Below are 23,647 nucleotides of genomic sequence, written 5' to 3'. Positions count from 1 at the left end.
CTACGCTATTTCAATATGCTTAAAGTTTTTGGTAAACTTAAAGTCGAGTAATTTTAGCGTGTCGTCAAAAGTAAAGTCGGTTACTTCCTTACCGTCGGCTATAATTTTTGTGGGCTTGAATGGTAAGCCGGCAACGTTGAAATGATAGTTTTCGTAACGTGGGGTATAAAGGCCTTCCATGCTTTGCTCAATGGTCATGCTGGTGGGCTTGCCGCTTACTACAAATTTCTTTTCGGAGTAAATGTCTTGCTCGTAGGCAAAGGTTTCGCCGTAATCTTCAAAAAAGAAGGAGTTGGCAATAGCCTCGCTGTAATAAACGTTCAGTTTAACCTCTTCAATTTCCTTTTCGCCCACGTATTGCATTACGGGGTATTCGGGTATAACCGAACCTGCTTTTACAAACAGCGGAATAGTTTCTAACGGGGTGGAAACTTCAATTTCCCGGCCGCCTTCAATCGGTTCGTTGTCCCAGTACCCAAACCAGTTGCCTTTAGGCAAATAAACATTACGGCTAATTTGACCAGGTTCCATTACCGGGCAAACCAAAATTTTATCGCCGTAGGTAAATTCATCCTGGCGGGCCTGGTTGTTAATTTCGTCCTGCTCCTGCATTACCACCGGGCGCAGTATAGGAAAACCATAGCGGTGATGCTCCCAAAAAGTAGAGTACAGGTATGGTATCAGTTTGTAGCGCAGCTCAATAAATTTACGGTTAATGGCGGTATATGGTTCACCAAAGCTCCACGGCTCGCGCTCCTTGGTATCACCGGCCGAGTGCGCACGCATAAACGGCGAAAAAGTGCCCATTTGTATCCATCGGGTAAACAGTTCGCCATCGGGCTCGCCACTGAAGCCGCCAATATCGGTACCGCAAAACGGTATGCCCGACATAGATAGGCGCTGGCACTGCACGTTACCCAAACGCAGGTGTTCCCACGAGGCCACGTTATCGCCCGTCCAAACCGAGGTAAAGCGCTGTACGCCCGAGTAACCAGCACGGGTAATGGTAAACGGACGCTTGTTTTTCATTAGCTTGCGCATACCCTCGTAGGTGGCGCGTACCATTTGCATACCGTATATATTGTGTGCCTTACGGTGCGAGCCACGGTAACCATCGTACTGGTGGCGCACATCATCAGGGAAGGTTCCTGCACCGAAAACGGCAGGTTCGTTCATATCGTTCCAAACACCGGCAACGCCTAATTGTACCAATTCGTCAAACAGGGTTCCCCACCATTCGCGTACCTCGGGGTTGGTAAAATCGGGGAACTGGCAACGGCCCGGCCATACATGGCCCTCCATAAAGTAATCATCGCAACGGCGGCAAAAATAGCGTTTCTCCTTACCCTCTTTAAATACCCAGTAATTATCATCTACACGTATACCCGGGTCAATAATTACCACGGTTTTAAAACCATCGGCGGCAAGCTCTTTGATCATCTTTTTAGGATCAGGAAAATACTTGCGGTTCCAGGTAAAGCAACGGTAGCCGTCCATGTAGTCAATGTCGAGGTAGATACCATCACACGGGATTTGGTTTTCGCGGAAGCCTTTGGCCACCTTCATTACCTTCGATTCGGGGTAATAGCTCCAGCGGCATTGATGATAGCCCAGTGCCCAAAGCGGCGGCATAGGATGTGTACCGGTTAACAAATGGTAGCGTTTTACCACATCCATCATGTTAGGGCCGTGTATATAATAGTATTGCAGCTCGCCGCCATCGGCCCAAAAACTGGTTTTATCACGGTCCTCTGAGCCAAAATCAAAGTGCGCTTTAAAGGTATTATCAAAGAAAATACCGTGTGCGATGCCTTCGTTTAAGCTGATGTAAAAAGGTATGCTACGGTAAATAGGGTCCTGGTTCCAGGCAAAAGAGTAAGCATCGGTGTTCCAGTTTACAAAGCGTTTGCCGCGCAGGTTAAGGTCGGTAGGTTTATCGCCCAAACCAAAAAATGCTTCCTCAGTGTGGCAAACCTTGGTGCCGAAAACATAATATCCGCCAAACTGAATGTTTTCTTCCCAGTGCATAGGCACAGCATCGGCACTGGTTACGTGGTTTTGGCTGTCAGAGAATGATACGAAGAAGTCTTTTTTACTAATGTGGCAATTAACCGTACTGGTTGATATGCGGTATTCTGCCTCTTCATCATACAAATGGAAAACCGAAACCTTGCTCTCGAGCTTGGGCACGGCGTACGAAAACTCTTCGAGGAAAACGCTGTGAGGCGCTAAACGCACGCGGATGATCTCATCGGTTACAACGGTAATTTCTACGGTAGCCTCACCATCGGTAATAAAGAATTTATTCCCTTTTTGTACCACACCGGTAGGAGCGGCCAGGTATTTTTTTACAATAGGTTTTAAACCCAGTACCGGGTTATTTACGTGCTGAAAAACTTCTTCTTCCTGCTCAATTAATTTAACGGCAGGCGATTCGGGAATCGGCTCTATAGGGGGGATATTATCTTCCATTTAAAATAATTAGTGTTTGTTGATAATACTTGCCTGCTGCGATGCTTAAGTGTAAAATTTACCAATAATTAAGCCGCAATGCAGGGCAACAATATACTAACGCTTGCTTATGTGCTAAAACAGACCGAAAAGTAAAAAGAAAAATCGTCAACCGTTTAAATTTTTTGTTTTTTGAGGATGATTTTGCGGTTTATGTTGGAAAATTACATCGTTTGGGAATTTATTAGATTTTGAAATTTGGATGTTTGTGGTTAATGTTAAATTTTAATTAAGTTTTGATTGTGAAAAGTGTTTTGTAATCAAGATTTAAGCTATATATTATTTGTGTTATATAATGCTTATATTTTTTGCTTGCAGGCTCTTGTTTAATAAAATTCATTAGTATTGTAAACAGGTAAAACAAGGCGCGAATTGCCGTGTTCAACTTTAAAGAGTAAAACCGTTATAATTTCGAAAAAGATTTGTGTTGTGCGTATTTACTATGAACTATCGTCTGCAAGGACCAATCTACTATGGCAAAGAAATTTGATAAAACTAAACCTGCAACCACTAAAGCCGGTAGCAAAGCTACTATTGTACCACAGCCCGAAGCCGGTATAGCTACCTTTCCTGAAAGTAAGCCGGTAAAGGCTGCCAAATCAAAAAAAACTAAGGCCGAACAACCTGTCCAAGCCTTTCCCGAATCAGAACCGGTTAAAACCGTGAAGCCCAAAGCTACTAAGGCTCCAAAACCGGCAGAAGCATCACCGGAACCCGTAGCTATAAAGGAAGCCAAGCCTAAAAAGCAAAAGGGAGAGCCTTTGGTACAAGAAATCTCAATTGCCGAGATTAAAACGGCAGTTGAAGAAAAAAAGCAAAAGGCCGCTACCAAGTCAAAAAAAACATTGTTACCTGTAATACCCAACACGCAGAGTACTGATGCCGTACCCGAAACGCTAAATGCGGTTGAGCCATACAGCCGTTTTACCGATTTTGATATTGACCTTTTTAAAGGCGGTAAGCACTTTAAACTGTACGAAAAACTGGGTTCGCACGTGGTTACTCACAAAAATGTGGTGGGTACCTATTTTGCCGTTTGGGCGCCTAATGCACAATACGTATCGGTAACAGGTAATTTTAACGGCTGGAACAAAGGCAGCCACGGCCTTAACCACCGTTGGGATGGTTCAGGTATTTGGGAAGGTTTTATTCCGAATATTGGCAATGGTGAGGTGTATAAATATTTTATCCACTCGCACAACGGTGAAAAGCTGGAGAAGGCCGATCCATACGCTCTGCAATTAGAGCAGCCGCCTCAAACGGCATCGGTAGTGGCCAATACCTATTATGAGTGGAAAGACCAAAACTGGATGCAAAACCGGTACTCTCACAATGCGCTGGACAAGCCATATTCGGTTTACGAGGTGCACTTAGGTTCGTGGGCGCGCAGTACTGAAAGTCCGGACAGTTTTTTAACCTACGACCAACTGGCCGACCGCCTGGTGCCGTACGTTAAAAAAATGGGTTTTACTCACGTGGAGTTTATGCCTATAATGGAGCATCCGTTTTATCCCAGCTGGGGCTACCAGGTAATAGGCTATTTTGCCGCTACATCGCGCTATGGTTCGCCGCAGCAATTGATGCATTTAATTGAGCGTTTTCATGAGGAGGGGATCGGTGTAATTTTGGATTGGGTACCGTCGCACTTCCCGGGCGATGCCCACGCCCTGTACCATTTTGATGGTACACACCTTTACGAGCACGAAGATGTACGCAAAGGTTACCACCCCGACTGGACTTCCTATATATTTAATTATGGCCGCAATGAGGTGAAATCATTCCTCATTAGCAGCGCCATTTTTTGGCTTGAGCGTTATCATGCCGATGGTTTGCGTGTTGATGGTGTGGCATCTATGCTCTATCTCGATTATTCGCGCAAGCACGGCGAGTGGGAGCCTAACTATTTTGGTGGCAACCACAACCTCGAGGCTATCGACTTTTTGAAAGAGTTTAACATGGCGGTTTACAGCCATTTTCCTGATGTGCAAACCATTGCCGAAGAGTCAACCTCTTTTAGTGGCGTAACCAAACCTGTTTATACAGGTGGTTTAGGCTTTGGCATGAAATGGATGATGGGCTGGATGCACGATAGTTTGGACTATTTCCAACTCGACCCCATATACCGCAAGCATCATCATAACGAAATTACGTTTAGTTTGATATACTCCTTTACCGAGAACTTCATGCTGCCTTTCTCGCACGATGAAGTGGTATACGGCAAACAATCGATGCTGTGCAAAATGCCGGGCGATGAGTGGCAGCGCTATGCCAACCTGCGTTTACTATACAGCTATATGTTTACCCATCCCGGTGCCAAGCTGCTGTTTATGGGGGGCGAATTTGGACAAAACTCCGAATGGGCGTTCGGCAAATCGTTAGATTGGTGGGTAACCCAGTTTGCGCCACACTCGGGTATGCAGGAAGCCGTAAAAAGCTTAAACAACCTGTACCGCACCCAGCCCGCACTTTACGAAAAAGCATTTAGCCCCGAAGGTTTTGAGTGGATAGACGGCGGCAATGCCAATGATTCGATATTGGTGTATGTACGTAAAGGCCATTATGTAGAACATAACCTGGTAGTTGTACTCAACATGACACCAAACGTACACTATGATTTCCGCATAGGCGTGCCTCAAGAAGGCCAGTGGCATGAAATATTCAACTCCGATGCTAAAGAGTATTGGGGCAGCGGCGTAAACAATCCATACCCGCTAACCTCCGAAAAGAAAAAATGGCACGGTAAGGAAGATTCGATCAAGGTAACTATTCCACCGCTGGGAGCAGTGGTGATGGCTTTAGTATAGAGACAAGAGCTAAGAACCAAAAGCCAAGAAAAAAAGGAATAAAATTAAAGAGCCAGGAATCAAGAAACTTTTAGTAAAGTTTTGGTTCCTGGCTCTTGTTTCTTGTCTCTGGGGCTTTACAAAGTCGCTTTATACTCGCAATTAGTAATGGCCCGCTTATAATCCTCAATCGAGTCAAAGTTGAGGCACAATTTTATGGCCTTTTTGTAATAGTTAATGGCTTCTTCAAAGTTTTGATTGTACTCCTCGAGTATACCCAGGCGGTAGCTAATCAGCGCCTTATCAACCAGCGGACGTAATATGGCCGTGGCGGCAATATCGCGGGCTTTATCCCACTGCTCAAGGTTGGTGTACAACACAATCAAATTAATATAAGCATGCGGATATTGCGGGTTGCTTTTAATGGCAGCCTTGTAATGATTTTCGGCACGGGCATAATCATCAAACTGGGTACGGTACAGCCATCCCAGCGAGTTGTGCGCCTGTGCGGTTGATGGTTCATCTAATATGATGTTCTCCAACAATTGTTTAGCCTGCAAGTAATTAGCGTTACGTATGGCTTCTTCGGCCTCTAAATAAATATCTTCCCAGTTTTGCATGGCTTTTATAATTAATAGGGTGTAAAAAGGCAATATACATAATTGCCGAAACCCGCCATATTATAACTTCAAAATAAAACATTAATTGCTTAGCACAGGTTAAACAATTAATGCTGTAAACCTTTCAAAATATAAGTTTCATACTCTTACACGTGTACCTTATTGGTGGTATAATGTGGCTGATATTGGTAATAATTCAAATTGTGCCGAGTAGCCGGCAGTGAATTATCGTAATGCTTTTGTTTATTTATTATCTGTTTTGCTGCTGTTTTATATGGCCAACAAAGTGTATCATGTAAAAAAAAGACAGTGACTTGATGTAATGCTATTTTTGAACTTTCTACAAACCAATATTTATTTACTTTTTCTTATTAATTAAAACAAAGCATCGGACTTGCAAGTTTATTACATAACACCATAAACAAGAGAACCTATGTTAGCATTTGATCAAGATACCTGGACTACGGAACAGGAAACAGCAACCCAGCACGGCAGGTTTGACCGTGATGAAATGGATCGCGACAGGCTGTTAAGAGCCGAAACGCCTGACCCGGATGAAGACGATTATGATGATGATCTGGATTTGGATGAAGAGGACGAGGATTTAGGCCTGGATGATGAAGAAGAGGATTTAGACGAGGACGTGGTGCCAGGCTACGAACCTGCTTTAGATGACGAAGATGATGAAGATCTTGATGAGCCATTGAGGGCTGAGTTAGAGGAGGAAGATGAAGAGTTTGAGGATGTGAACGAGCAATCTTTTGATGCCAATGACCCAGATGAATTGCCTGAGCGCGAGGAAGCTGCCGACGAAAAATTAGGCTATCCAAGTGAGCAGGAAGTGCGCCAGCCGCAAGAAGGTAATGACGCCTCGTACAGCGAGCAAACTGATGTTACCCCACCGCGCACGCACGAGTTTCCGGCTGAGGGTAATCCTAAAACCGATTTTAGTTCACGCCCGCAAGGCCGTACAACCGGTCGTATGATAGGGCATGAGCCGGGTACCGAAGGGATATAACCCCTGCCTGAAGGGTGAATAATATTTGAGCCGTTTCCTGATTGGGAAGCGGCTTTTTACTTTGTATAAATTTAAGCTTTTAACGGTTGAAATTCCTTCATAATGCCTTTGCTCATTTTTAGCAACTTGCAGATATAGAAGTAAATGTTTGCAAAAGATAAAGCTTAGTTAAATTGCATATATTTAATTTATCAAATCTTACCACATGCAGTTTACAAACAGATACCTATTAATTCTTTTATTACTGTCAACATCAGGATGTGCCCAGAACAGATCGTCGAAAGAAAAATTCGCAGATATTGCGCTCACCAACAAAATTGATTTTGTTCATTCCAAATACGATCAACCGAGGTTTAGTTGTGGCTTTTTGATTAAATTTAACGCAGATACCTTTGCTGTAACTGCCAAACATCTGGTAAAATTTATTAAAACAGATGAAATGAAAACACTAATATTTAGTAATCAAATTAAAAACTGGAGCTTATATCCTTTAGATAAAAAAGAACAGTTAGTAGTTACTGATAAACTGTTAAATGAAGATCACTCGGCGAAGCTCAATGATGCATCCATTTATCAGGAAGACTGGCTCTTATTTTCCATAAAAACAAATCATTCAAACGTAAAACCTTTAGAGGTGCGAACAACACCGTTAACTCCGGGAGAAAAAATGTATGTAATTGGCTGGACCCGAAAAATGGAAGAGGGAAGTCAACGGGTGTATGAATTTGAATATTATAAATCGATAGGAAATCGCCTTTTGTTAAAAGACATTATTGTGCCAGAACAATTTGGAGGATTGAGCGGCGCACCGGTAATTGATAAACAAGGATTAGTGGTTGGTATAGTTTCCGGAGCAACACTTGACCCCACTACAAATAAAAAGTATTTTTCTCCATGCTCTATTGATGGCCTGGCAAAATTTGTGGCAGAATTGCCAAAAAACAAGTAACCATTGATTTAGGTTATTTTCTCCTACATGGCATAAGTATGTGTGATGGCTGCTTATGCCTGTTAAATTGAACATGTGTAACCGCTTTATTGATCCCTACTTAACGTCCGTCAGGATGGAAACTGCTTTGTAAGTATAAATCGAAATTTAAATGCCACGTTTCCCTTCATTTTTCTAATTTTGCGTTTTCATCCATCAAAACACAATATAGTGGAGCAAGACCAACTTACTACTGTTGACACGGCCAAAGATCTTGGCCTCTTACCCGAAGAGTTTGAGCGTATAAAAGAAATACTGGGCCGCGTTCCCAACTTTACCGAACTGTCTATATTTTCGGTAATGTGGAGCGAGCACTGCTCATACAAAAACTCCATTAAATGGCTTAAAACTTTACCACGTGATGGCAGTCGCATGCTGGCCAAAGCAGGTGAAGAAAATGCCGGTGTGGTAGATTTGGGCGATGGCATTGGCTGTGCCTTCAAAATTGAGTCGCACAATCACCCTTCGGCTTTGGAGCCTTATCAAGGTGCGGCAACGGGTGTGGGCGGTATTAACCGCGATATTTTTACCATGGGTGCTCGTCCAATAGCACAGTTAAATTCGCTTCGTTTTGGCGATCTTAGCCTCGACCGTACCAAATGGTTGGTTAAAGGTGTGGTGAAAGGTATTGGCGATTACGGTAACGCTTTCGGTATTCCAACCGTAGGCGGCGAGCTGTTTTTTGATGAATGCTATAACGTTAACCCGTTGGTAAACGCCATGTCGGCCGGTATATTAATGGCTGGCGATATGGTTTCGGCTACATCATATGGTGTGGGTAACCCGGTTTACATCGTGGGTTCGTCAACCGGTAAAGACGGTATACACGGGGCTGCTTTTGCCTCTAAAAATATAACCGAAGATTCGGTGAATGATTTACCTGCCGTGCAGGTGGGCGATCCGTTCCAGGAGAAATTATTACTCGAGGCTTCGTTAGAAGTAATTAAAACCGGTGCCGTAATAGGTATGCAGGATATGGGTGCGGCAGGTATTATCTGTTCAAATTCTGAAATGTCGGCCAAGGGCGAGCATGGTATGGTAATTTGGCTGGATAAAGTGCCAACCCGCCAGGAAAATATGAAACCGTTCGAGATCCTGTTATCAGAATCGCAGGAGCGTATGCTTATCGTGGTGCAAAAAGGCCGCGAGGCTGCTGTACAAGCCGTGTTTGATAAGTGGGATCTGAACTGTGTGCAGATAGGTGAAGTTACCGATACCAAGCGCCTGGAGTACTTTATGAACGGCGAAAAAGTAGCCGACGTACCTGCCGACGATTTGGTATTGGGCGGCGGTGCCCCGGTTTACGAACGCGAGTATCGTGAGCCTGCTTATTATGCCGAATATCAAAAGTTCGACATAAACAGCGTACCTGTTCCCGAAAATTTAGTAGATGTTGCTGAGCATTTAATTGCTCACCCAAATATTGCCTCAAAACGTTGGGTAACCGACCAATATGACAGCATGGTAGGTACATCAACCATGACCACCAACCGCCCGAGCGATGCCGCTGTGGTAGCTGTTAAAGGCACTAACAAGGCTATCGCCTTAACGGTTGATTGTAACTCACGCTACGTAAACGCCGACCCGCAAAAAGGTTGTGCTATTGCCGTAGCCGAGGCTGCACGTAACATTGTGTGTTCGGGTGGTGAGCCGGTGGCTATTACCAACTGCTTAAACTTTGGTAATCCTTACGTGCCCGAGGTTTTCTGGCAGTTTGTGGGCGCCATTAAAGGTATGGGCGAAGCCTGCCGCAAATTTGAAACCCCGGTAACCGGTGGTAACGTGAGTTTCTATAACCAATCGAGCGATGAAGGGCCGGTGTTCCCTACGCCAACTATTGGTATGCTGGGCGTGCTGGATGATAAGGATAACATCATGACGGCCGACTTTAAACAGCCGGGCGACTTTGTTTACCTTATTGGCCAATCGCAAAACGATATTGCGTCGTCTCAATACCTTGCCTCGTACCATAAAATATCGGCATCACCAGCCCCTTATTTCGATTTAGATGAAGAGTATAACATGCAGCAGGTGATCAAGCAACTGATCTTGAGCAAGGCTATCCAATCGGCACATGATGTGGCCGATGGTGGTTTGTATGTGGCGCTGTTAGAATCGTCGATGTCGCTGGGCTTAGGTTTTGATATTGCTACCGATACCGATTTCCGTAAGGATGCTTTCCTGTTTGGTGAGGCACAGGGCAGGGTGGTAGTGAGTGTTTCTCCCGAAGAGCAAGACCGCTTTACCGAACTAATGGCTACCAGCGAAGTGGAATACACCCTCCTGGGTACCGTAACCAACGGCGCATTAAATGTTGACGAAGAGCTTTACGGCCACATTACCGATATTAAATTAGTATACGATAACGTATTGCACGTAGCACTGGGCGAATAATGCTTGGATTAAAGCACATACACCATATTGCCATTATTTGCACTAATTATGAGCAAAGTAAACGGTTTTATGTAGAGATATTGGGCTTAACCTTAGTGCAGGAAATTTACCGTGCCGAAAGGCAATCATACAAGCTCGATCTGGCTGTTGCAGGGCAATACCAGATCGAGCTTTTTTCGTTCCCTAACCCGGCTCCCAGGCCATCACGCCCCGAGGCAGCAGGTTTACGCCACCTGGCCTTTGCGGTTGAGGATATAGAAGCATCGGTATCGCATTTAAATAGTTACGGCATAGACACCGAAGATATAAGGATAGATGAATACACCGGCCGCCGCTTCACCTTTTTTGCCGACCCTGATGGCCTGCCGCTGGAGTTATACGAAGAGTGAGTGAGTGAGTGAGTGAGTGAGTGAGGCCATAGGCATGAGCGAAGGATTCCCCTCTTGAGAGGGGCAGGGGTGTGTCCTTCCAGTTTAAAAATCCTCTAATTACACACCCCTTCCCTCGCACTGTCATACGCGCCCCCTCTCAAGAGGGGGGAATTGAATATAAGCCCCATGTCCATATTCCATTTTAAAAAATTCAGCATCGATCAAAGCGGTTGCGCCATGAAGGTGAATACCGACGGCGTACTGCTGGGCGCCATTGCAAATGCAAGCCATGCTGAAAAAATATTGGACATAGGAACGGGCACAGGCGTAATTGCATTAATGCTGGCACAGCGTTTTGAGCAAGCCCGTATTAGTGCGGTAGAAATGGATGCTACTGCCGCGAAAACCGCCGAAATGAACTTTGCTGCTTCGGATTTTGCAGACAGAGTTAAAGTTTACGGGCAATCGTTTCAGCAATATTTTGCTGGTAATGCTGACAAGCGGTTCGATATGATCGTTTCCAATCCACCATTCTACATACAATCATTACCATCTGTGGGAGCGCATAAAACCTTGGCAAAACACGCTGATGATAGCTTTTTTGAGGAATTGGTTAGCACCAGCGCACAGCATTTAAGCAATAATGGTGTTTTATGGCTTATCCTGCCTTTGGCTACTGCTAAACTGGTAAAGCAACTGGCCAACCTGTATGGATTGTTCTTACAGCAGGTTGTCAGCATTCACTCATACCCGCATTATGATGCGCACCGTGAGATACTGGCTTTTGGCAGACATCAAACTAATATTAAATACCAGCGTTACAGTATTTACAGCGAGCCTAAGGTTTACACAGATGAATATCGTGAATTGCTTAAAGATTTTTTGACGATATTTTAAGACTTACTGTGATGACACAGCCAACGGCGGAAACTTTTTGACGATTTTTTAAATCAAAAACCCGTCATAGCGAGGAACGAAGCAACCTCTGCGGATGCAAGATGTTAATGCAAAGTTCAGAGATTGCTTCGTTCCTCGCAATGACGTGGCCGAGATGAGTGGGGCACCGCCCCATGCCAGTACATGACAAGCCGCCTCAAACTATTTAACTACCTTACAATTAAGCTTATGACCCGTATAGGTTTACTATCTGATACTCACGGCTATCTGGATGATGCCGTATTTAAACATTTTGCCGATTGTGATGAAATTTGGCACGCAGGCGATTTTGGTACCATAGAACTTGTAGATCAGTTGGCGGCGTTTAAACCCTTGAAGGGGGTTTATGGTAATATTGATGGTAAAGAAATACGCCAGACGTTCCCGGAACATATGCGTTTTATGTGCGAAGACCTTGATGTTTGGATGACGCATATTGGCGGATATCCTGATAAATACAGCCCCGATGTAAAGCGTATTATTTACACTAACCCTCCTGGATTATTTATTAGCGGACACTCTCATATATTGAAAGTTATTTTCGATAAAAAAATCAATTGTTTGCATTTAAACCCCGGGGCGGCCGGAAAACAAGGTTGGCATAAAGTTAAAACATTGATGAAATTTTGTGTTTCCTCGAAAAATATTCATAACTTGGAAGTCGTGGAACTTAAAAATAATATGTAATTAATACACTAAGCCTATGAAAGCAGCAAAAACGTTAGGACAATTTATTATAGAAAAACAGGCCGACTTCCCTTTTGCCAAAGGAGAGTTGTCGCGCTTGCTGCGAGACATAGCCATTGCGGCCAAAATAGTTAACCGCGAAATTAACAAGGCCGGTTTGGTTGATATTTTAGGGGAAGCCGGAACGACCAACATACAGGGAGAAGGCCAGAAGAAACTGGATGTTTACGCCAACGAACAGTTTATAGCAGCCCTGCAAAGTGGCGGCGAATGCTGCATCGTGGTATCTGAAGAAAATGACGAATATATATACATTGACTCCGAAATATCAAAAAACGCTAAATACATTGTGGCAATCGACCCTCTGGACGGTTCATCTAACATTGATGTGAACGTAGGGGTGGGTACTATCTTCTCTATCTATCGCCGTAAATCAACCGAGGGAAAGGCTACCATGGTTGATGTTTTACAGCGTGGAGTAGAGCAAATTGCAGCCGGATATGTGGTATACGGATCGTCGACCATGCTGGTATATACCACCGGTAAAGGCGTAAACGGTTTCACGCTCGATCCTTCAATTGGTGAGTTTTGCCTGTCGCACCCGGATATGACCGTGCCTAAGGATGGCAATATTTATTCAATAAACGAGGGCTACTATGCACATTTTCCCGATGGTATAAAAAAATACATTAAATACTGCCAGGTGGAAGATGATGCAACCCATCGTCCGTACACCTCTCGATATACCGGCTCCATGGTGGCCGATATTCACCGTACGCTTATTAAAGGCGGTATATTTATGTACCCAATTACAGCCCAGGCACCCAATGGTAAACTGCGCCTGGTGTACGAGTGTAACCCTATTGCATTTATAGTTGAGCAGGCAGGAGGGAAGGCAACCAACGGCTATGAGCGTATTTTAGAGCTTGAGGTAAAAGAGTTGCATCAGCGTTCGGCCATAATCATAGGATCTACAAATATGGTAAACAAGGCCGAAGAAATGCTGGCCTGCTTTTCGCCACAAATTACCAAGCGCAACTTTGAGGGAGAAGTTGTAATTCAATAATGTTGTTAAGAGTTGCCTCTCGCGTTCTCTACCTCAAATACTGAGTCGATTAATAATTCTTTTTGTTTAGATGCGGCCACTGCAAGTTGGTCGCATCTTTCGTTTTCGGGGTGGCCGGCGTGGCCCTTAACCCATACAAAGCGCACCTTGTGCAATTTGCTTATGTCGAGGTAGCGCAACCACAGGTCTTTGTTTTTTTTACCAGCAAAGCCTTTAGCAACCCAGCCATTAAGCCAGCGCTTTTCAATAGAGTCTATCACGTATTTCGAATCAGAGAAAACAGTTACCTGCTGTCCGGGAGCTTTCAAGGCTTCGAGGCCTTTAATAACAGCAAGCAGTTCCATACGGTTATTAGTGGTTTTGCGAAAGCCTTCTGAAAGTTCTTTGTAATGCTGGCCTGCACGCAATACTACGCCATATCCACCCGGTCCGGGGTTACCGCTCGAAGCGCCATCTGTAAAAATCTCGATCATAAATAGGCTGCAAAAATAGTTAAAATGCCCGTTTTGAAGCCTTTAATAATTATTTAAAAAAAGGGTTTGCAAACTGCATAAAGATTTCTATTTTTGTACCCGCTAACACGGTAGATGTAGCTCAGTTGGTTAGAGCATCGGTTTGTGGTACCGAGGGTCGTGGGTTCGAGCCCCATCATTTACCCATTTCTAAAAAGTCTTTTTACAGTAGTAAAAGGGCTTTTTTTATGCCCTAAGGGCAGTTTTTCAATAAAAACATGTTCGTCAGGATTAAACCTGATGCGTTGTGTTAAACACGAAAAACTGCCCAACTTGACGAAAATGTTTTACAAATGTTTTACAACGTAATTCGTCATTATGGCTACCATTAAGGAAATGGTCCTCAAACACCACAAAAAGGAAGACGGCACTTACAATATTAAGTACCGATTAACTCACAACCGCAAGGTCACTTACATCAACACCAATCATTTTGCCCACGAAAGGCAGCTTAAAAAAAATCTTTCCATTAAGGATAAATTTCTGCTCTCCGTGATATCCACGGAAATCGCTAAATATCGAATGAGATTGTTAGAGCTTGATAGTCGGCTTATCCATTATGATGTAAAAGAGTTAGCAAACTGTCTTACCCAGGTCGAAGAAAATAATGTAATTGATATAATTGCTTTTGCCAGGCAATACATAGCGGAGTTGATAGCCCAAGGAAGGAAAGGTAATGCCTATCCTATTTTAACAGTTACGAATAGCTTATGTGATTATTTCGGAAGTCAGAAGGTCGAGATCGATAGGATAAATGCTCTAATGTTACCCGACTATGAAAAGTATCTGCGAAAGGAGAGAAGATTTAAACGCAGAAATCAACTTGGTAACGAAGTCAATTACATAAGCAAGGGTTTATCTGATTCTGGGCTTCATAACCATATGCGAGATCTTAGAACATTATTTAATGCAGCAAGGGATAGATTTAATGATGAAGACCGTGGAATAATCAGGATCAAGTATTACCCATTCAAAAAACACAAGGTGATCGAGGCTCCGATGACTGCAAAACGTGCGCTAACTATTGAGCAACTCTTTAAAATTCGTGAGTTTGAATGTGTTCCAGGTTCCCGTGCAGAATTAGCAAAGGATATTTTTCTTTTGTCGTTTTACCTGTGCGGTATGAATGCTAAAGATATTTATAACCTTCGTAAGTCGAACATTATAAAAAGCAGGGTTAACTATAATAGATCAAAAACAAGCACAAGACGAAAAGATAGTGCTTTTATAAGCATAAAAATTATTTCAGAGGCATCCCCACTATTGTTCAGATATATCGACCGCTTGCAAGATAGATACTCCGAATCCAATAATTTTAACAAAGCATTGAATAAGGGATTGAAAGAAATTGGTGAGGCTTTAGGTATTCATTCATTGACTTTGTATTGTGCTCGTCATTCATTCGGTAGCATCGCAAGAAATGAATGCCGTTTTTCAAAAGATGACGTTGGTTTTGCGCTAAACCACATTGATCAAAGTACAAGGACTACTGATATATACATTAAGCCTGATTGGAAAATTATAGACGAGGTACAGCTAGCAGTCACAAGAATTATTAAAATGCAGGATAATAATAATGTCGATTAATTATGGGGAAATCTATGAACATTTAATTGCAACTTAAAAATGCTTTAAGTGTAATAGCCACTACTTGATCTGACAGTTAGGTGGTTTTATAAGTTGTCAGATGTGATTTGTGAATATAGCTTTTTCTCGTCTAACGGCATCGACTCAGATTCTTCTGAGCGCTTTTTGTGGGGGCTCTGAAGAATCTGGTCTTCGGCGAGTCTCTCCAATAACTTTTCCTGTGCCATCGGAATGCTATCAGTAAATGTTTGCATTGGTGTTTTGCCAAAGCAGTATTTTCCACTATGTGTCCGCTCATTATTGTAACCAGTCATCCACCTATCCAGATCTGCCTGCAATTCAGCAATGCTACGATAGATCTTTTTTCGGAAAGCAATAGCATAGAACTCATCCTGAATAGTGCGGTGAAACCGCTCGCAGATCCCATTGGTTTGTGGACTTTTAGCTTTTGTTTTAGTATGGTCTATATCTTCAATGGCCAGGTATAACTGGAACTCATGCTGCTCTCTTGAGCCGCAATATTCTGTCCCTGTGTCGGTAAGTATCCGTAATAAACGCAGGTCATGTTGCTCGTAAAACGGCACCACTTTATCATTGAGCATCTCTGCTGCTACCAGTGCATTCTTTCTGTCATATAGTTTAGTAAAGGCCACTTTAGCATAAGTATCAATAAATGTTTGCTGGTAAATATGGCCAACACCTTTGATGTTGCCGACATAGTAAGTGTCCTGTGCACCCAGATAGCCGGGATGGTGTGTTTCTATTTCACCATGTGCTTTCTTTTCTTCTTTAGCCTTTTCTAAAGCAACTACCTGTGCTTCGGTTAACACCAATCCTTCCTGTGCCGATTTGGCTTCTAATGCCTTTAAACGAAGCTTAAAGGTTTGCAGATCGTGGCGCAACCAGATACTTCTTACTCCCCCGGGAGATATTAATATGCCTTGCTTTTTAAGCTCATTGGACACCCTTAACTGGCCTAAAGCCGGTTGATCTATGGCCATTGCAACAACAGCTTGCTCTACATGCTCTTCTACACGGTTCTTTAAGATCGGCTTCCGTCTGCTGATTTCCTGAAGGGCAAGTTCGCCGCCCTGGTCATAAAGTTCCTTGAACCTGTAGAAGCTATCACGTGAGTAGCCCATCACTTTACAGGCCTGTGATACGTTTCCTAAATGCTGGGCAAGCTCCAATATGCCCATCTTGTTTTTGATGATCTTTGCTTGGGTTGTCATAATACTAATCTCTGTTACGTGTTTTAAATTATTGTAACTGTCAGATTAAATTGTGACTATCTCACATTATGAATCTATCCTGAACTTCTTTGATAACCGCAGCACAAACGCATCGGGAATCATTCAACGCCAAGATCAAAGCTTTCAGGGCTACTTCAAGAGGCGTTAGAGACACTACTTTCTTCCTGTTCAGACTCGCTAATATCTATGCCTGAAAATGTATCCCCCCCCCAATAATTCGGACTGATCCCTTATTTGTTGTAAACTAATGCGTTTTATTAACATTAAAAACTGCTAAATCAGTACACCCATTACTCTCCAATTATTGCGTTATTCTGATCCCAGAATAATTATCATGGTGGTATTTGCCAAGCTCTAAAAAGAAACCTTTTAAAATCTTCTCCTCTGACTTTCAAACGCTACATGCCGAAAATGTAGCCTCTAATTGATGAATTTGTGGATGCTTCACCTCAAGGGTAGTCTTTAAGTTTGTACTTATTAAGTATGTCTTCCTGTGTATATCCGGTGTGCATTACGCTTCTGTAAACCTTTTTTACATTTCATTCCACTTGCAACAGTGCAGGCGTACTAAGTTTTAAACCAATTTTTTTCCGGCTCAAGGGCTAAAGTTTTGTTGATTTCTGTTCGCCAATTAAAACCAATAAATCTAAATTTTTTTAACCATGAGAAAACTAAACTTTAAAAAGCTGGGCAGGCTTGCTGTTATGGCATACCTTAGCCTGTATTCAGTTGCCTGCTCTAAAAGGCTTGCCGAAGGCGACCCCGATGTTAATAGTAAAGTGGCCGGGAAAAGCGTAGCCGCTATTGCCGGCAATATGGTGCTAATGCCTGCTTACAACAGTACAGCGATCCTCCGCAATCCGATGAACGGCTGGGTACTTTATGCAGGGGGCAACAGTGATCAAACTTACTGGGACAAGACCTATACCGTGCCCGGGGTGGCTAACCCTGTTAAGGCTATTGATTATGCTTCGGCCTGCTACATTCGCACCAGTTGGGCTAAACTTAACCCGGCCGACGGGGTGTATGCCTGGCGCGATCCAAATTCAACATTAGGTAACTTAATAAAAGGAGCCGCAACCCGGGGATTACCTATTGCCTTTCGTATTGTGGTTGACGGGCGCGACCAGGGACTTAACACGCCACAATTTGTGTTTGATGCAGGTGCACAATATTACCTCGAAAACGCATCCTTTCCGTTAAGGCGTACACCTTACCCGCAAGATCCTGTTTTTAAACAATACTATACCAAGTTCATCGCCGCGTTAGCCAGTGATTTTAACGACCCTAAAAAAACGGCATTCATTGATGCCTACGGTTTGGGCAAATGGGGCGAAGCGCACAACACTATTTACGAAGACCCGGCCACCTCAAATGGCAGCAATACCGAAACGCTAAAAGCACAGGTTTTGGATTGGATTACCACCTTATACACCCAGCAGTTTACTAAAGTGCCTTTAGTAATTAATTACCACCGTTTGGTTGGCCACCCAGCAAGCTGGGGAGCGCCTAATGCAAATACCACGGCTTTGCTCGAAAGTGCCATTAATAAAGGTTACAGCCTTAGGCAGGATGCATTTGGCATGACCGACTACTATCAAAGCTGGGAACGTGCCTTTGCAGCAACATGGAAGCATAAACGCCCCATTATTATGGAGGGTGGCTGGATAACCACCGGTACGCACCGCTATTGGATTGATCCGAGCGGCAATTACCGCGAAGGACATCCTGAAGATGTACGCCTTGGCGAGTTTAATGCATCACAGGTGGCAGCGGTAAACATGATGGATTTCAGGGTTGGCGAAGCAGCCTCGTGGTTTCAAACCAGCTTTCCGCTTGTGCAGCGCTTTATTACAGAGGGTGGCTACCGCTTATACCCTGATGAAGTATCATTGCCTGAAACCGTTACCGCCGGTGCAACGGCTTCGCTTAGCCACAGGTGGGTAAATATGGGATGGGGGTATTGCCCTAATAATATTCCGCAATGGAATTATAAATACAAAGTGGCCTTCGCCATTTTGGATGGCTCCAACGTAGTAAAAAAGCTTTTTATTGATAATAACAGCGACCCCTCTAAGTGGATTAAAGGTGCGCCGACTACTTACAACCTTACCACAACATCGGTTGATTTAGCTCCCGGCACCTACACATGGGCCATAGCCATTATCGATAAAACTGATGCTAATAAACCAGGTATATCGCTGGCAGTTACCGGTGACGTGTCTAACGGCTGGCTTAAACTTGGCAGCCTACAGGTGCAAACTGCAGTTACCGCACCTCCAGTTGGTCAAAGCATTAAACTGCGGGGCTCTAACAACCTTTTTGCATCCGGCGAAAACGGCCAGTCGTCCATGATGTGTAACCGTACATCAGCATCAACCTGGGAAACCTTTACCATTGTTGACGCAGGCGGAGGAAAAGTTGCACTTAAAAGTATGGACAAGTACGTGTCATCTGAAAACGGGGCAACTACCGGCATCACCTGTAAACGAACTACCATTAGTGATTGGGAGAAATTCGATTGGATTGTAAACGCAAACGGTAGAATTTCACTTAGAGGAAATAATGGTAATTATATTTCTTCTGAAGACGGGCAATCGGTAATGAAGTGTAACCGCGCAACCATTAGCGGCTGGGAAACCTTCACGCTAAATTAAATACTATTATTAATCAACTCACTAAGTTAATTGAGCTACCAGGCCTTACATGTATATTAGGCCTGGTAGCATTTTTTATTACCTATATAATTTGAAAACCAAAGGGATATTATAGCTCATTGCAACACTCCGGATAATATTATGAGAGTTAGTGAAATAAAGTACTATGTTTTTTTAATGCTGGTTTTATCAGGCATCAGCGGCTATGCACAAAACAGTAATGTAAATTTAACCGGCCGCAACGTTCAAAACCTCGACGGCAAGTGGAACGTGATTATTGACTGGTATGACAGCGGTAGCGCAACGGCCATAAGCGCAAATAAAAAACCCGCGGGGGCAACCGACTTTACTGAGTTTTCTTTTGATAACAGCCAAACGCTTAACGTACCCGGCGACTGGAACTCACAAAGGGCCGAACTTAAATATTATGAAGGCACCATTTGGTACAAACGCGATTTTAATTACACAAAAAAGCCGGGCAAGCACGTTTTCCTGAGCTTCGGCGCAGTAAGCTACCGTAGCGACATATACCTCAACGGACAAAAAATAGGCAGCCACGAAGGCGGCTTTAATTCTTTTAATTTTGAAGTTACCGATCAGATAAAAAGCGGCCTCAACCTGTTAGTAGTTAAAGCGAATAACGAACGCCGGGCGGATGCTATTCCTGCACGTAAATTTGATTGGTGGAACTATGGCGGCATAACCCGCAGCGTAAACATTGCCGAAACCCCCGAAGATTATATAACCGATTATTTTATTCAGTTGCAAAAAGGTTCCCCGAACCAAATACAAGGCTGGGTACAAAACAGCAGCAGGAAGCCGCAACATATTAAACTTGCAATACCTGGAGCGGGAATTGATAAGACTTTCAAAACTGATACTAACGGCCGTGCTTTAATTAATTTGAATGCAAAGCTGGTATTATGGTCGCCCGCAAAGCCAAAGCTTTACAAGGTAAAAATAAGCAGCAGTGCCGATACGGTAGAAGATAAGATAGGTTTCCGCAGCATTGAAGTTAAGGGAAGGGATATAGTACTGAACGGCAGGCCGGTTTTTTTGCGTGGCATCAGTTTTCATGAAGAGGTTCCGCAGCGGCAGGGAAGGGCATCGTCCGAAACGGATTCGCGTATGTTGTTAACCTGGGCTAAAGAGCTTGGTTGCAACTTTATACGTTTGGCCCACTATCCGCAAAGCGAGCAAACCGTTCGCCTGGCCGAAGAAATGGGATTTATGATGTGGGAAGAAATACCTGTATGGCAGGGTATCCAATTTACCAATCCCGAAATATTAGGTAAAGCCAATATGATGCTTGGGGAAATGATTGATCGTGATAAAAACCGCTGCGGTATTATCATCTGGAGTTTATCGAACGAAACGGCTCCATCTCCCGCACGTAATGCCACCCTTAAACAAATGGCTGCCGATGCCCGCAAGGCCGATCCATCAAGATTGATTTCGTCGGCCTATGACCATTTTAAGAACAGCAGGAACGAGATAGTGATCGACGACCCCTTGAGCGAAAGTTTAGATGTGCTGGCCGTAAACAAGTATATGGGCTGGTATCAAAGCTGGCCTGCCGGGCCGGGTAACGTAATATGGAAAAGTAACTTTAACAAGCCGCTTATCTTTTCGGAGTTTGGCAGCGAAGCCATGTATGGCAATCACGGCTCTAAAGACACCGCCAGTTTATGGACCGAAGAACACCAGGAACAACTGTATAAAGACAACATCGAGATGTTTAAAAAGATACCTTTTTTGCGGGGTACCTGCCCCTGGATACTGGCCGATTTTAGAGCCCCCGGCCGCATGCACGCACAATTTCAGGAAGGGTGGAACCGCAAGGGACTATTATCCGACAAGGGCTTTAAAAAGAAAGCATGGTATGTAATGCGCCGGTTTTATGAGCAAAAACAAAAGCAGGATTTAAAGGCGACGCAAAATTAAATAATCATCAATAACTTAATTATAAAAACATATATATGAGGCAATTTTTTAAATGGTTTTTAAGCGTTGTATTGGTAGTAACCGGCTTGGTTAGCAACGCACAAACCGGTAGCATTTCATCAAAAAAAACGTTACGGGTATTACTCATCGGCAATAGTTTCTCGCAAAATGCATCAACTTTTCTACCGCAAATAGCTAAGGATGATGGGAACAACATAGTATTCGGGCATGCCGAACTTCCGGGGTGTCCGTTACAAAGGCACTGGCAGCTTGCCGAGCTTAATAGTGCCGAACCTGAAAACCCCAAAGGTAAGCCTTACGAAGGCGACAAATCGTTGCGCATGCTTTTGTCTGATAGTGAGTGGGATGTAATAACCATGCAGCAGTACTCCATGTTGTCGGGCAATTTAAATACTTATAAACCTTATGCACAGCAACTGTATGCGCTAATCAGGCAATATCAGCCCAAGGCACGTATTTTATTACATCAAACGTGGGCTTATCGGTCCGATTCAAAGTCTTTTGGAGAGGTTGATAACGGTAAGCTGGCACAAACCGAAAAGGAAATGTATGAAAAGTCGCGCGCTGCTTACCATCTTATGGCCAGGGAGCTCAACTTAAACATCATTCCAACCGGCGATGCGTTTTGGTTGATTGGCAGCAACCCTAAAACATCTTTTAAAAAGGATGAAAGTTTCGACCCGTTAAAGGCTGTTTACCCGGCATTGCCGCATGAGCAAAATTCATTACATGCAGGTTACAGCTGGAGTAACGGTAAACTTAATTTTGATTCGCACCATGCTAATGATGCCGGCAAATACTTAGGCGGGTTAGTGTGGTACGCCGTATTATTTAATAAACCGGTAACTCAAATGAAATTTAAGCCCCAAAGCGTGTCTGACGAATTTGCTGCACAACTTAAAGCCGCAGCAACAGCCGCTGTAAAGGGGGGAAAGCAATGATCGCTCAAAAAGCTTTGCGGTGGTAAAATCGTCAATTGAGGGAAGTAAATTCGGCAAATGCGGTTAAGCGTGCCTGAAGTAACCTTATACTGGTTAGTTTTGAGAACCAGTAAATGCCATACCTGTAAGTATGTGCTAAAAAAATCAAACCGTTTTAAATTATGAGATTTTCTTCGCTTCGCCAATTTATAAAATGGAGCCTCGTTGTTTACTTTTCTGTAATTACCGTTCATTGCTTTGCGTTTGATGAGCCTTCTGGCATGCACCCTAAAGCCCAGCTCGATTTTGTGAAACAACAAATTAAAGCCAAAAAGGAGCCTTACCTATCGGCCTACAACCAACTCATTCAAAAAGCAGATAGCGCCCTGTTGGTAAATCATCATGCCGTCGAAGATTTTAAAGTGCCCGGTTTTTACCAGCAAAAACAGGAGCACCAGGGGAAATCGTTAGCCTTGCAAACAGATGCTTTTAGTGCTTACAGCTGTGCCTTAGCGTGGCAGTTTACAGGCAAAAAAGTTTATGCTCAAAAAGCTCTTTACTTTTTAAACAGTTGGGCTGGCATCAACAAAACCTATTCAGAGCTTGATGGCTCGCTGGTGATGAGCTATTCGGGATCGGCATTGTTAATGGCTGCCGAGCTGATGAAACCATACAAGGATTGGAAACCTGCAGATAAAGACAAATTTACCGGATGGGTAAAAAACGTATTCATACATGCTGCGCACAGCATTCGTTACCGCAACAACAACTCGGGCGATTGGGCGCGTTTGGCCACTGTTTTAGGGGATTGTTTTATTGGCGATACAGACGATATTAAAAAAACAACGGCAATGATCAAAGCCGATCTGTTTAATAAAATAGCCCCCGACGGGCACATGGTTGAAGAAGTAAAGCGCGGAGCCAACGGTATTTGGTACGCCTATTTTTCACTTGCTCCTTTAACAGCCTCTATGTGGGTAATATACAATACCACCGGCGATAATATGTTTATGCTCGAAAAAGATGGAGCATCGGTAAAAAAAGCTATCGATTACTTGTTATACTATAACCAACACCCTGATGAATGGACTTGGTTTAAAAATCCAAACATCGGTAAGTCTACAAACCCTGCTGTTGATTTTTGGCCCGCCAATTTGCTCGAGGCTATGCACTTCATATACCCTAACCCGGAGTATGATGCCTATGTATCACCTCACCGCCCAATTGTATACGCCCGCCATGATTTCGCCTGGACTTTCCCCACGCTGCTACCCGTTAAACTTGATGGCTATAAACAGTAAAAGGTTGGTTGCCTTAAATAATCAAATTATGCCTTTAATGATGCATTAAGCAAATATTTTATATATTGGCAGTGCGTT

17 protein-coding genes and 1 tRNA gene are annotated in these 23,647 nt (G+C 43.6%); 14 read left to right on the top strand and 4 right to left on the bottom strand.

Translation table 11 applies throughout. The features are described from left to right. Entirely contained in the window at positions 1-2,472 is a 2,472-nt protein-coding gene (locus tag QE417_RS05685; RefSeq protein WP_311948207.1) for a glycoside hydrolase family 31 protein, read from the bottom strand. Between the two features lie 512 nt (positions 2,473-2,984). On the opposite strand from QE417_RS05685, the gene glgB reads away from it, so the two are divergent. Then, the gene (gene glgB, locus QE417_RS05680) at positions 2,985-5,315 is read left to right on the top strand and encodes a 1,4-alpha-glucan branching protein GlgB (protein WP_311948206.1); all 2,331 of its coding nucleotides are present in this window, start codon (positions 2,985-2,987) and stop codon (positions 5,313-5,315) included. Between the two features lie 116 nt (positions 5,316-5,431). On the opposite strand, the gene QE417_RS05675 is transcribed toward glgB, so the two are convergent. Next, positions 5,432-5,914, bottom strand: coding sequence for a tetratricopeptide repeat protein (locus QE417_RS05675; RefSeq protein WP_311948204.1), 483 nt, complete (start codon positions 5,912-5,914; stop codon positions 5,432-5,434). Between the two features lie 433 nt (positions 5,915-6,347). Between QE417_RS05675 and QE417_RS05670 the strand changes: the two genes are divergently transcribed. The 7 genes from QE417_RS05670 to fbp all read left to right on the top strand — a co-directional run bounded on the left by QE417_RS05670 (position 6,348) and on the right by fbp (position 13,374). Continuing rightward, a complete protein-coding gene (locus QE417_RS05670; protein WP_311948203.1) occupies positions 6,348-6,932 on the top strand; it encodes a hypothetical protein in 585 nt (194 codons plus the stop codon). Positions 6,933-7,137: 205 nt separating this feature from the next. After that, positions 7,138-7,881: a trypsin-like serine protease gene (locus QE417_RS05665; protein WP_311948201.1), complete on the top strand. Its 744-nt coding sequence runs from the start codon at positions 7,138-7,140 to the stop codon at positions 7,879-7,881. A gap of 210 nt (positions 7,882-8,091) precedes the next feature. Then, complete coding sequence (gene purL / locus QE417_RS05660; RefSeq protein ID WP_311948198.1) at positions 8,092-10,314, top strand: phosphoribosylformylglycinamidine synthase subunit PurL; 2,223 nt, start codon at positions 8,092-8,094, stop codon at positions 10,312-10,314. Beyond that, positions 10,314-10,703, top strand: coding sequence for an SMU1112c/YaeR family gloxylase I-like metalloprotein (gene gloA2 / locus QE417_RS05655; RefSeq protein WP_311948196.1), 390 nt, complete (start codon positions 10,314-10,316; stop codon positions 10,701-10,703). Before purL ends, gloA2 begins: the two co-directional genes overlap by 1 nt. 168 nt (positions 10,704-10,871) lie before the next feature. Next, entirely contained in the window at positions 10,872-11,582 is a 711-nt protein-coding gene (locus QE417_RS05650) for a tRNA1(Val) (adenine(37)-N6)-methyltransferase (RefSeq protein ID WP_311948194.1), read from the top strand. Positions 11,583-11,810: 228 nt separating this feature from the next. Further along, positions 11,811-12,308, top strand: coding sequence for a metallophosphoesterase family protein (locus QE417_RS05645; protein ID WP_311954598.1), 498 nt, complete (start codon positions 11,811-11,813; stop codon positions 12,306-12,308). Between the two features lie 16 nt (positions 12,309-12,324). Continuing rightward, positions 12,325-13,374 (top strand): class 1 fructose-bisphosphatase, encoded by a 1,050-nt coding sequence (gene fbp / locus QE417_RS05640; protein WP_311948192.1) that lies wholly within the window; start codon positions 12,325-12,327, stop codon positions 13,372-13,374. Positions 13,375-13,379: 5 nt separating this feature from the next. Here the strand turns inward: fbp and rnhA are convergent, their stop codons facing one another. Next, complete coding sequence (gene rnhA / locus QE417_RS05635; RefSeq protein WP_311948191.1) at positions 13,380-13,847, bottom strand: ribonuclease HI; 468 nt, start codon at positions 13,845-13,847, stop codon at positions 13,380-13,382. Positions 13,848-13,957: 110 nt separating this feature from the next. Between rnhA and QE417_RS05630 the strand changes: the two genes are divergently transcribed. Both QE417_RS05630 and QE417_RS05625 read left to right on the top strand, forming a co-directional pair. Continuing rightward, positions 13,958-14,031: transfer RNA gene (locus QE417_RS05630), tRNA-His, on the top strand. A gap of 173 nt (positions 14,032-14,204) precedes the next feature. Beyond that, positions 14,205-15,473 (top strand): phage integrase SAM-like domain-containing protein, encoded by a 1,269-nt coding sequence (locus tag QE417_RS05625; protein WP_311948189.1) that lies wholly within the window; start codon positions 14,205-14,207, stop codon positions 15,471-15,473. A gap of 86 nt (positions 15,474-15,559) precedes the next feature. Here QE417_RS05625 and QE417_RS05620 read toward each other — a convergent pair whose 3' ends face one another. Then, positions 15,560-16,705, bottom strand: coding sequence for an IS481 family transposase (locus tag QE417_RS05620; protein WP_311948188.1), 1,146 nt, complete (start codon positions 16,703-16,705; stop codon positions 15,560-15,562). Between the two features lie 683 nt (positions 16,706-17,388). On the opposite strand from QE417_RS05620, the gene QE417_RS05610 reads away from it, so the two are divergent. The 4 genes from QE417_RS05610 (at position 17,389) to QE417_RS05595 (ending at position 23,569) form a co-directional block, all read left to right on the top strand. Continuing rightward, the gene (locus QE417_RS05610) at positions 17,389-19,383 is read left to right on the top strand and encodes a DUF4832 domain-containing protein (protein ID WP_311948186.1); all 1,995 of its coding nucleotides are present in this window, start codon (positions 17,389-17,391) and stop codon (positions 19,381-19,383) included. A 141-nt stretch (positions 19,384-19,524) separates the two neighbouring features. Further along, positions 19,525-21,327, top strand: a complete 1,803-nt coding sequence (locus QE417_RS05605; protein ID WP_311948184.1) for a glycoside hydrolase family 2 protein — start codon at positions 19,525-19,527, stop codon at positions 21,325-21,327. Between the two features lie 35 nt (positions 21,328-21,362). Then, positions 21,363-22,289 (top strand): DUF4886 domain-containing protein, encoded by a 927-nt coding sequence (locus QE417_RS05600; RefSeq protein ID WP_311948183.1) that lies wholly within the window; start codon positions 21,363-21,365, stop codon positions 22,287-22,289. Between the two features lie 161 nt (positions 22,290-22,450). Then, positions 22,451-23,569 (top strand): alginate lyase family protein, encoded by a 1,119-nt coding sequence (locus tag QE417_RS05595; protein ID WP_311948181.1) that lies wholly within the window; start codon positions 22,451-22,453, stop codon positions 23,567-23,569. Positions 23,570-23,647 lie beyond the last annotated feature (78 nt).

The sequence above is a fragment of the Mucilaginibacter terrae genome (assembly GCF_031951985.1).
GTDB lineage: Bacteria > Bacteroidota > Bacteroidia > Sphingobacteriales > Sphingobacteriaceae > Mucilaginibacter > Mucilaginibacter terrae_A.
This window is presented reverse-complemented; position numbering and strand designations above follow the sequence as displayed.

Coding starts and splice junctions, on each gene's coding strand:
- QE417_RS05620 (WP_311948188.1), bottom strand. CDS start 16,705: ATGACAACCCAAGCAAAGATCATCAAAAACAAGATGGGCATATTGGAG.
- rnhA (WP_311948191.1), bottom strand. CDS start 13,847: ATGATCGAGATTTTTACAGATGGCGCTTCGAGCGGTAACCCCGGACCG.
- QE417_RS05645 (WP_311954598.1), top strand. CDS start 11,811: ATGACCCGTATAGGTTTACTATCTGATACTCACGGCTATCTGGATGAT.
- fbp (WP_311948192.1), top strand. CDS start 12,325: ATGAAAGCAGCAAAAACGTTAGGACAATTTATTATAGAAAAACAGGCC.
- gloA2 (WP_311948196.1), top strand. CDS start 10,314: ATGCTTGGATTAAAGCACATACACCATATTGCCATTATTTGCACTAAT.
- QE417_RS05605 (WP_311948184.1), top strand. CDS start 19,525: ATGAGAGTTAGTGAAATAAAGTACTATGTTTTTTTAATGCTGGTTTTA.
- QE417_RS05625 (WP_311948189.1), top strand. CDS start 14,205: ATGGCTACCATTAAGGAAATGGTCCTCAAACACCACAAAAAGGAAGAC.
- glgB (WP_311948206.1), top strand. CDS start 2,985: ATGGCAAAGAAATTTGATAAAACTAAACCTGCAACCACTAAAGCCGGT.
- QE417_RS05600 (WP_311948183.1), top strand. CDS start 21,363: ATGAGGCAATTTTTTAAATGGTTTTTAAGCGTTGTATTGGTAGTAACC.
- QE417_RS05670 (WP_311948203.1), top strand. CDS start 6,348: ATGTTAGCATTTGATCAAGATACCTGGACTACGGAACAGGAAACAGCA.
- QE417_RS05685 (WP_311948207.1), bottom strand. CDS start 2,472: ATGGAAGATAATATCCCCCCTATAGAGCCGATTCCCGAATCGCCTGCC.
- QE417_RS05610 (WP_311948186.1), top strand. CDS start 17,389: ATGAGAAAACTAAACTTTAAAAAGCTGGGCAGGCTTGCTGTTATGGCA.
- QE417_RS05650 (WP_311948194.1), top strand. CDS start 10,872: ATGTCCATATTCCATTTTAAAAAATTCAGCATCGATCAAAGCGGTTGC.
- QE417_RS05665 (WP_311948201.1), top strand. CDS start 7,138: ATGCAGTTTACAAACAGATACCTATTAATTCTTTTATTACTGTCAACA.
- QE417_RS05675 (WP_311948204.1), bottom strand. CDS start 5,914: ATGCAAAACTGGGAAGATATTTATTTAGAGGCCGAAGAAGCCATACGT.
- QE417_RS05595 (WP_311948181.1), top strand. CDS start 22,451: ATGAGATTTTCTTCGCTTCGCCAATTTATAAAATGGAGCCTCGTTGTT.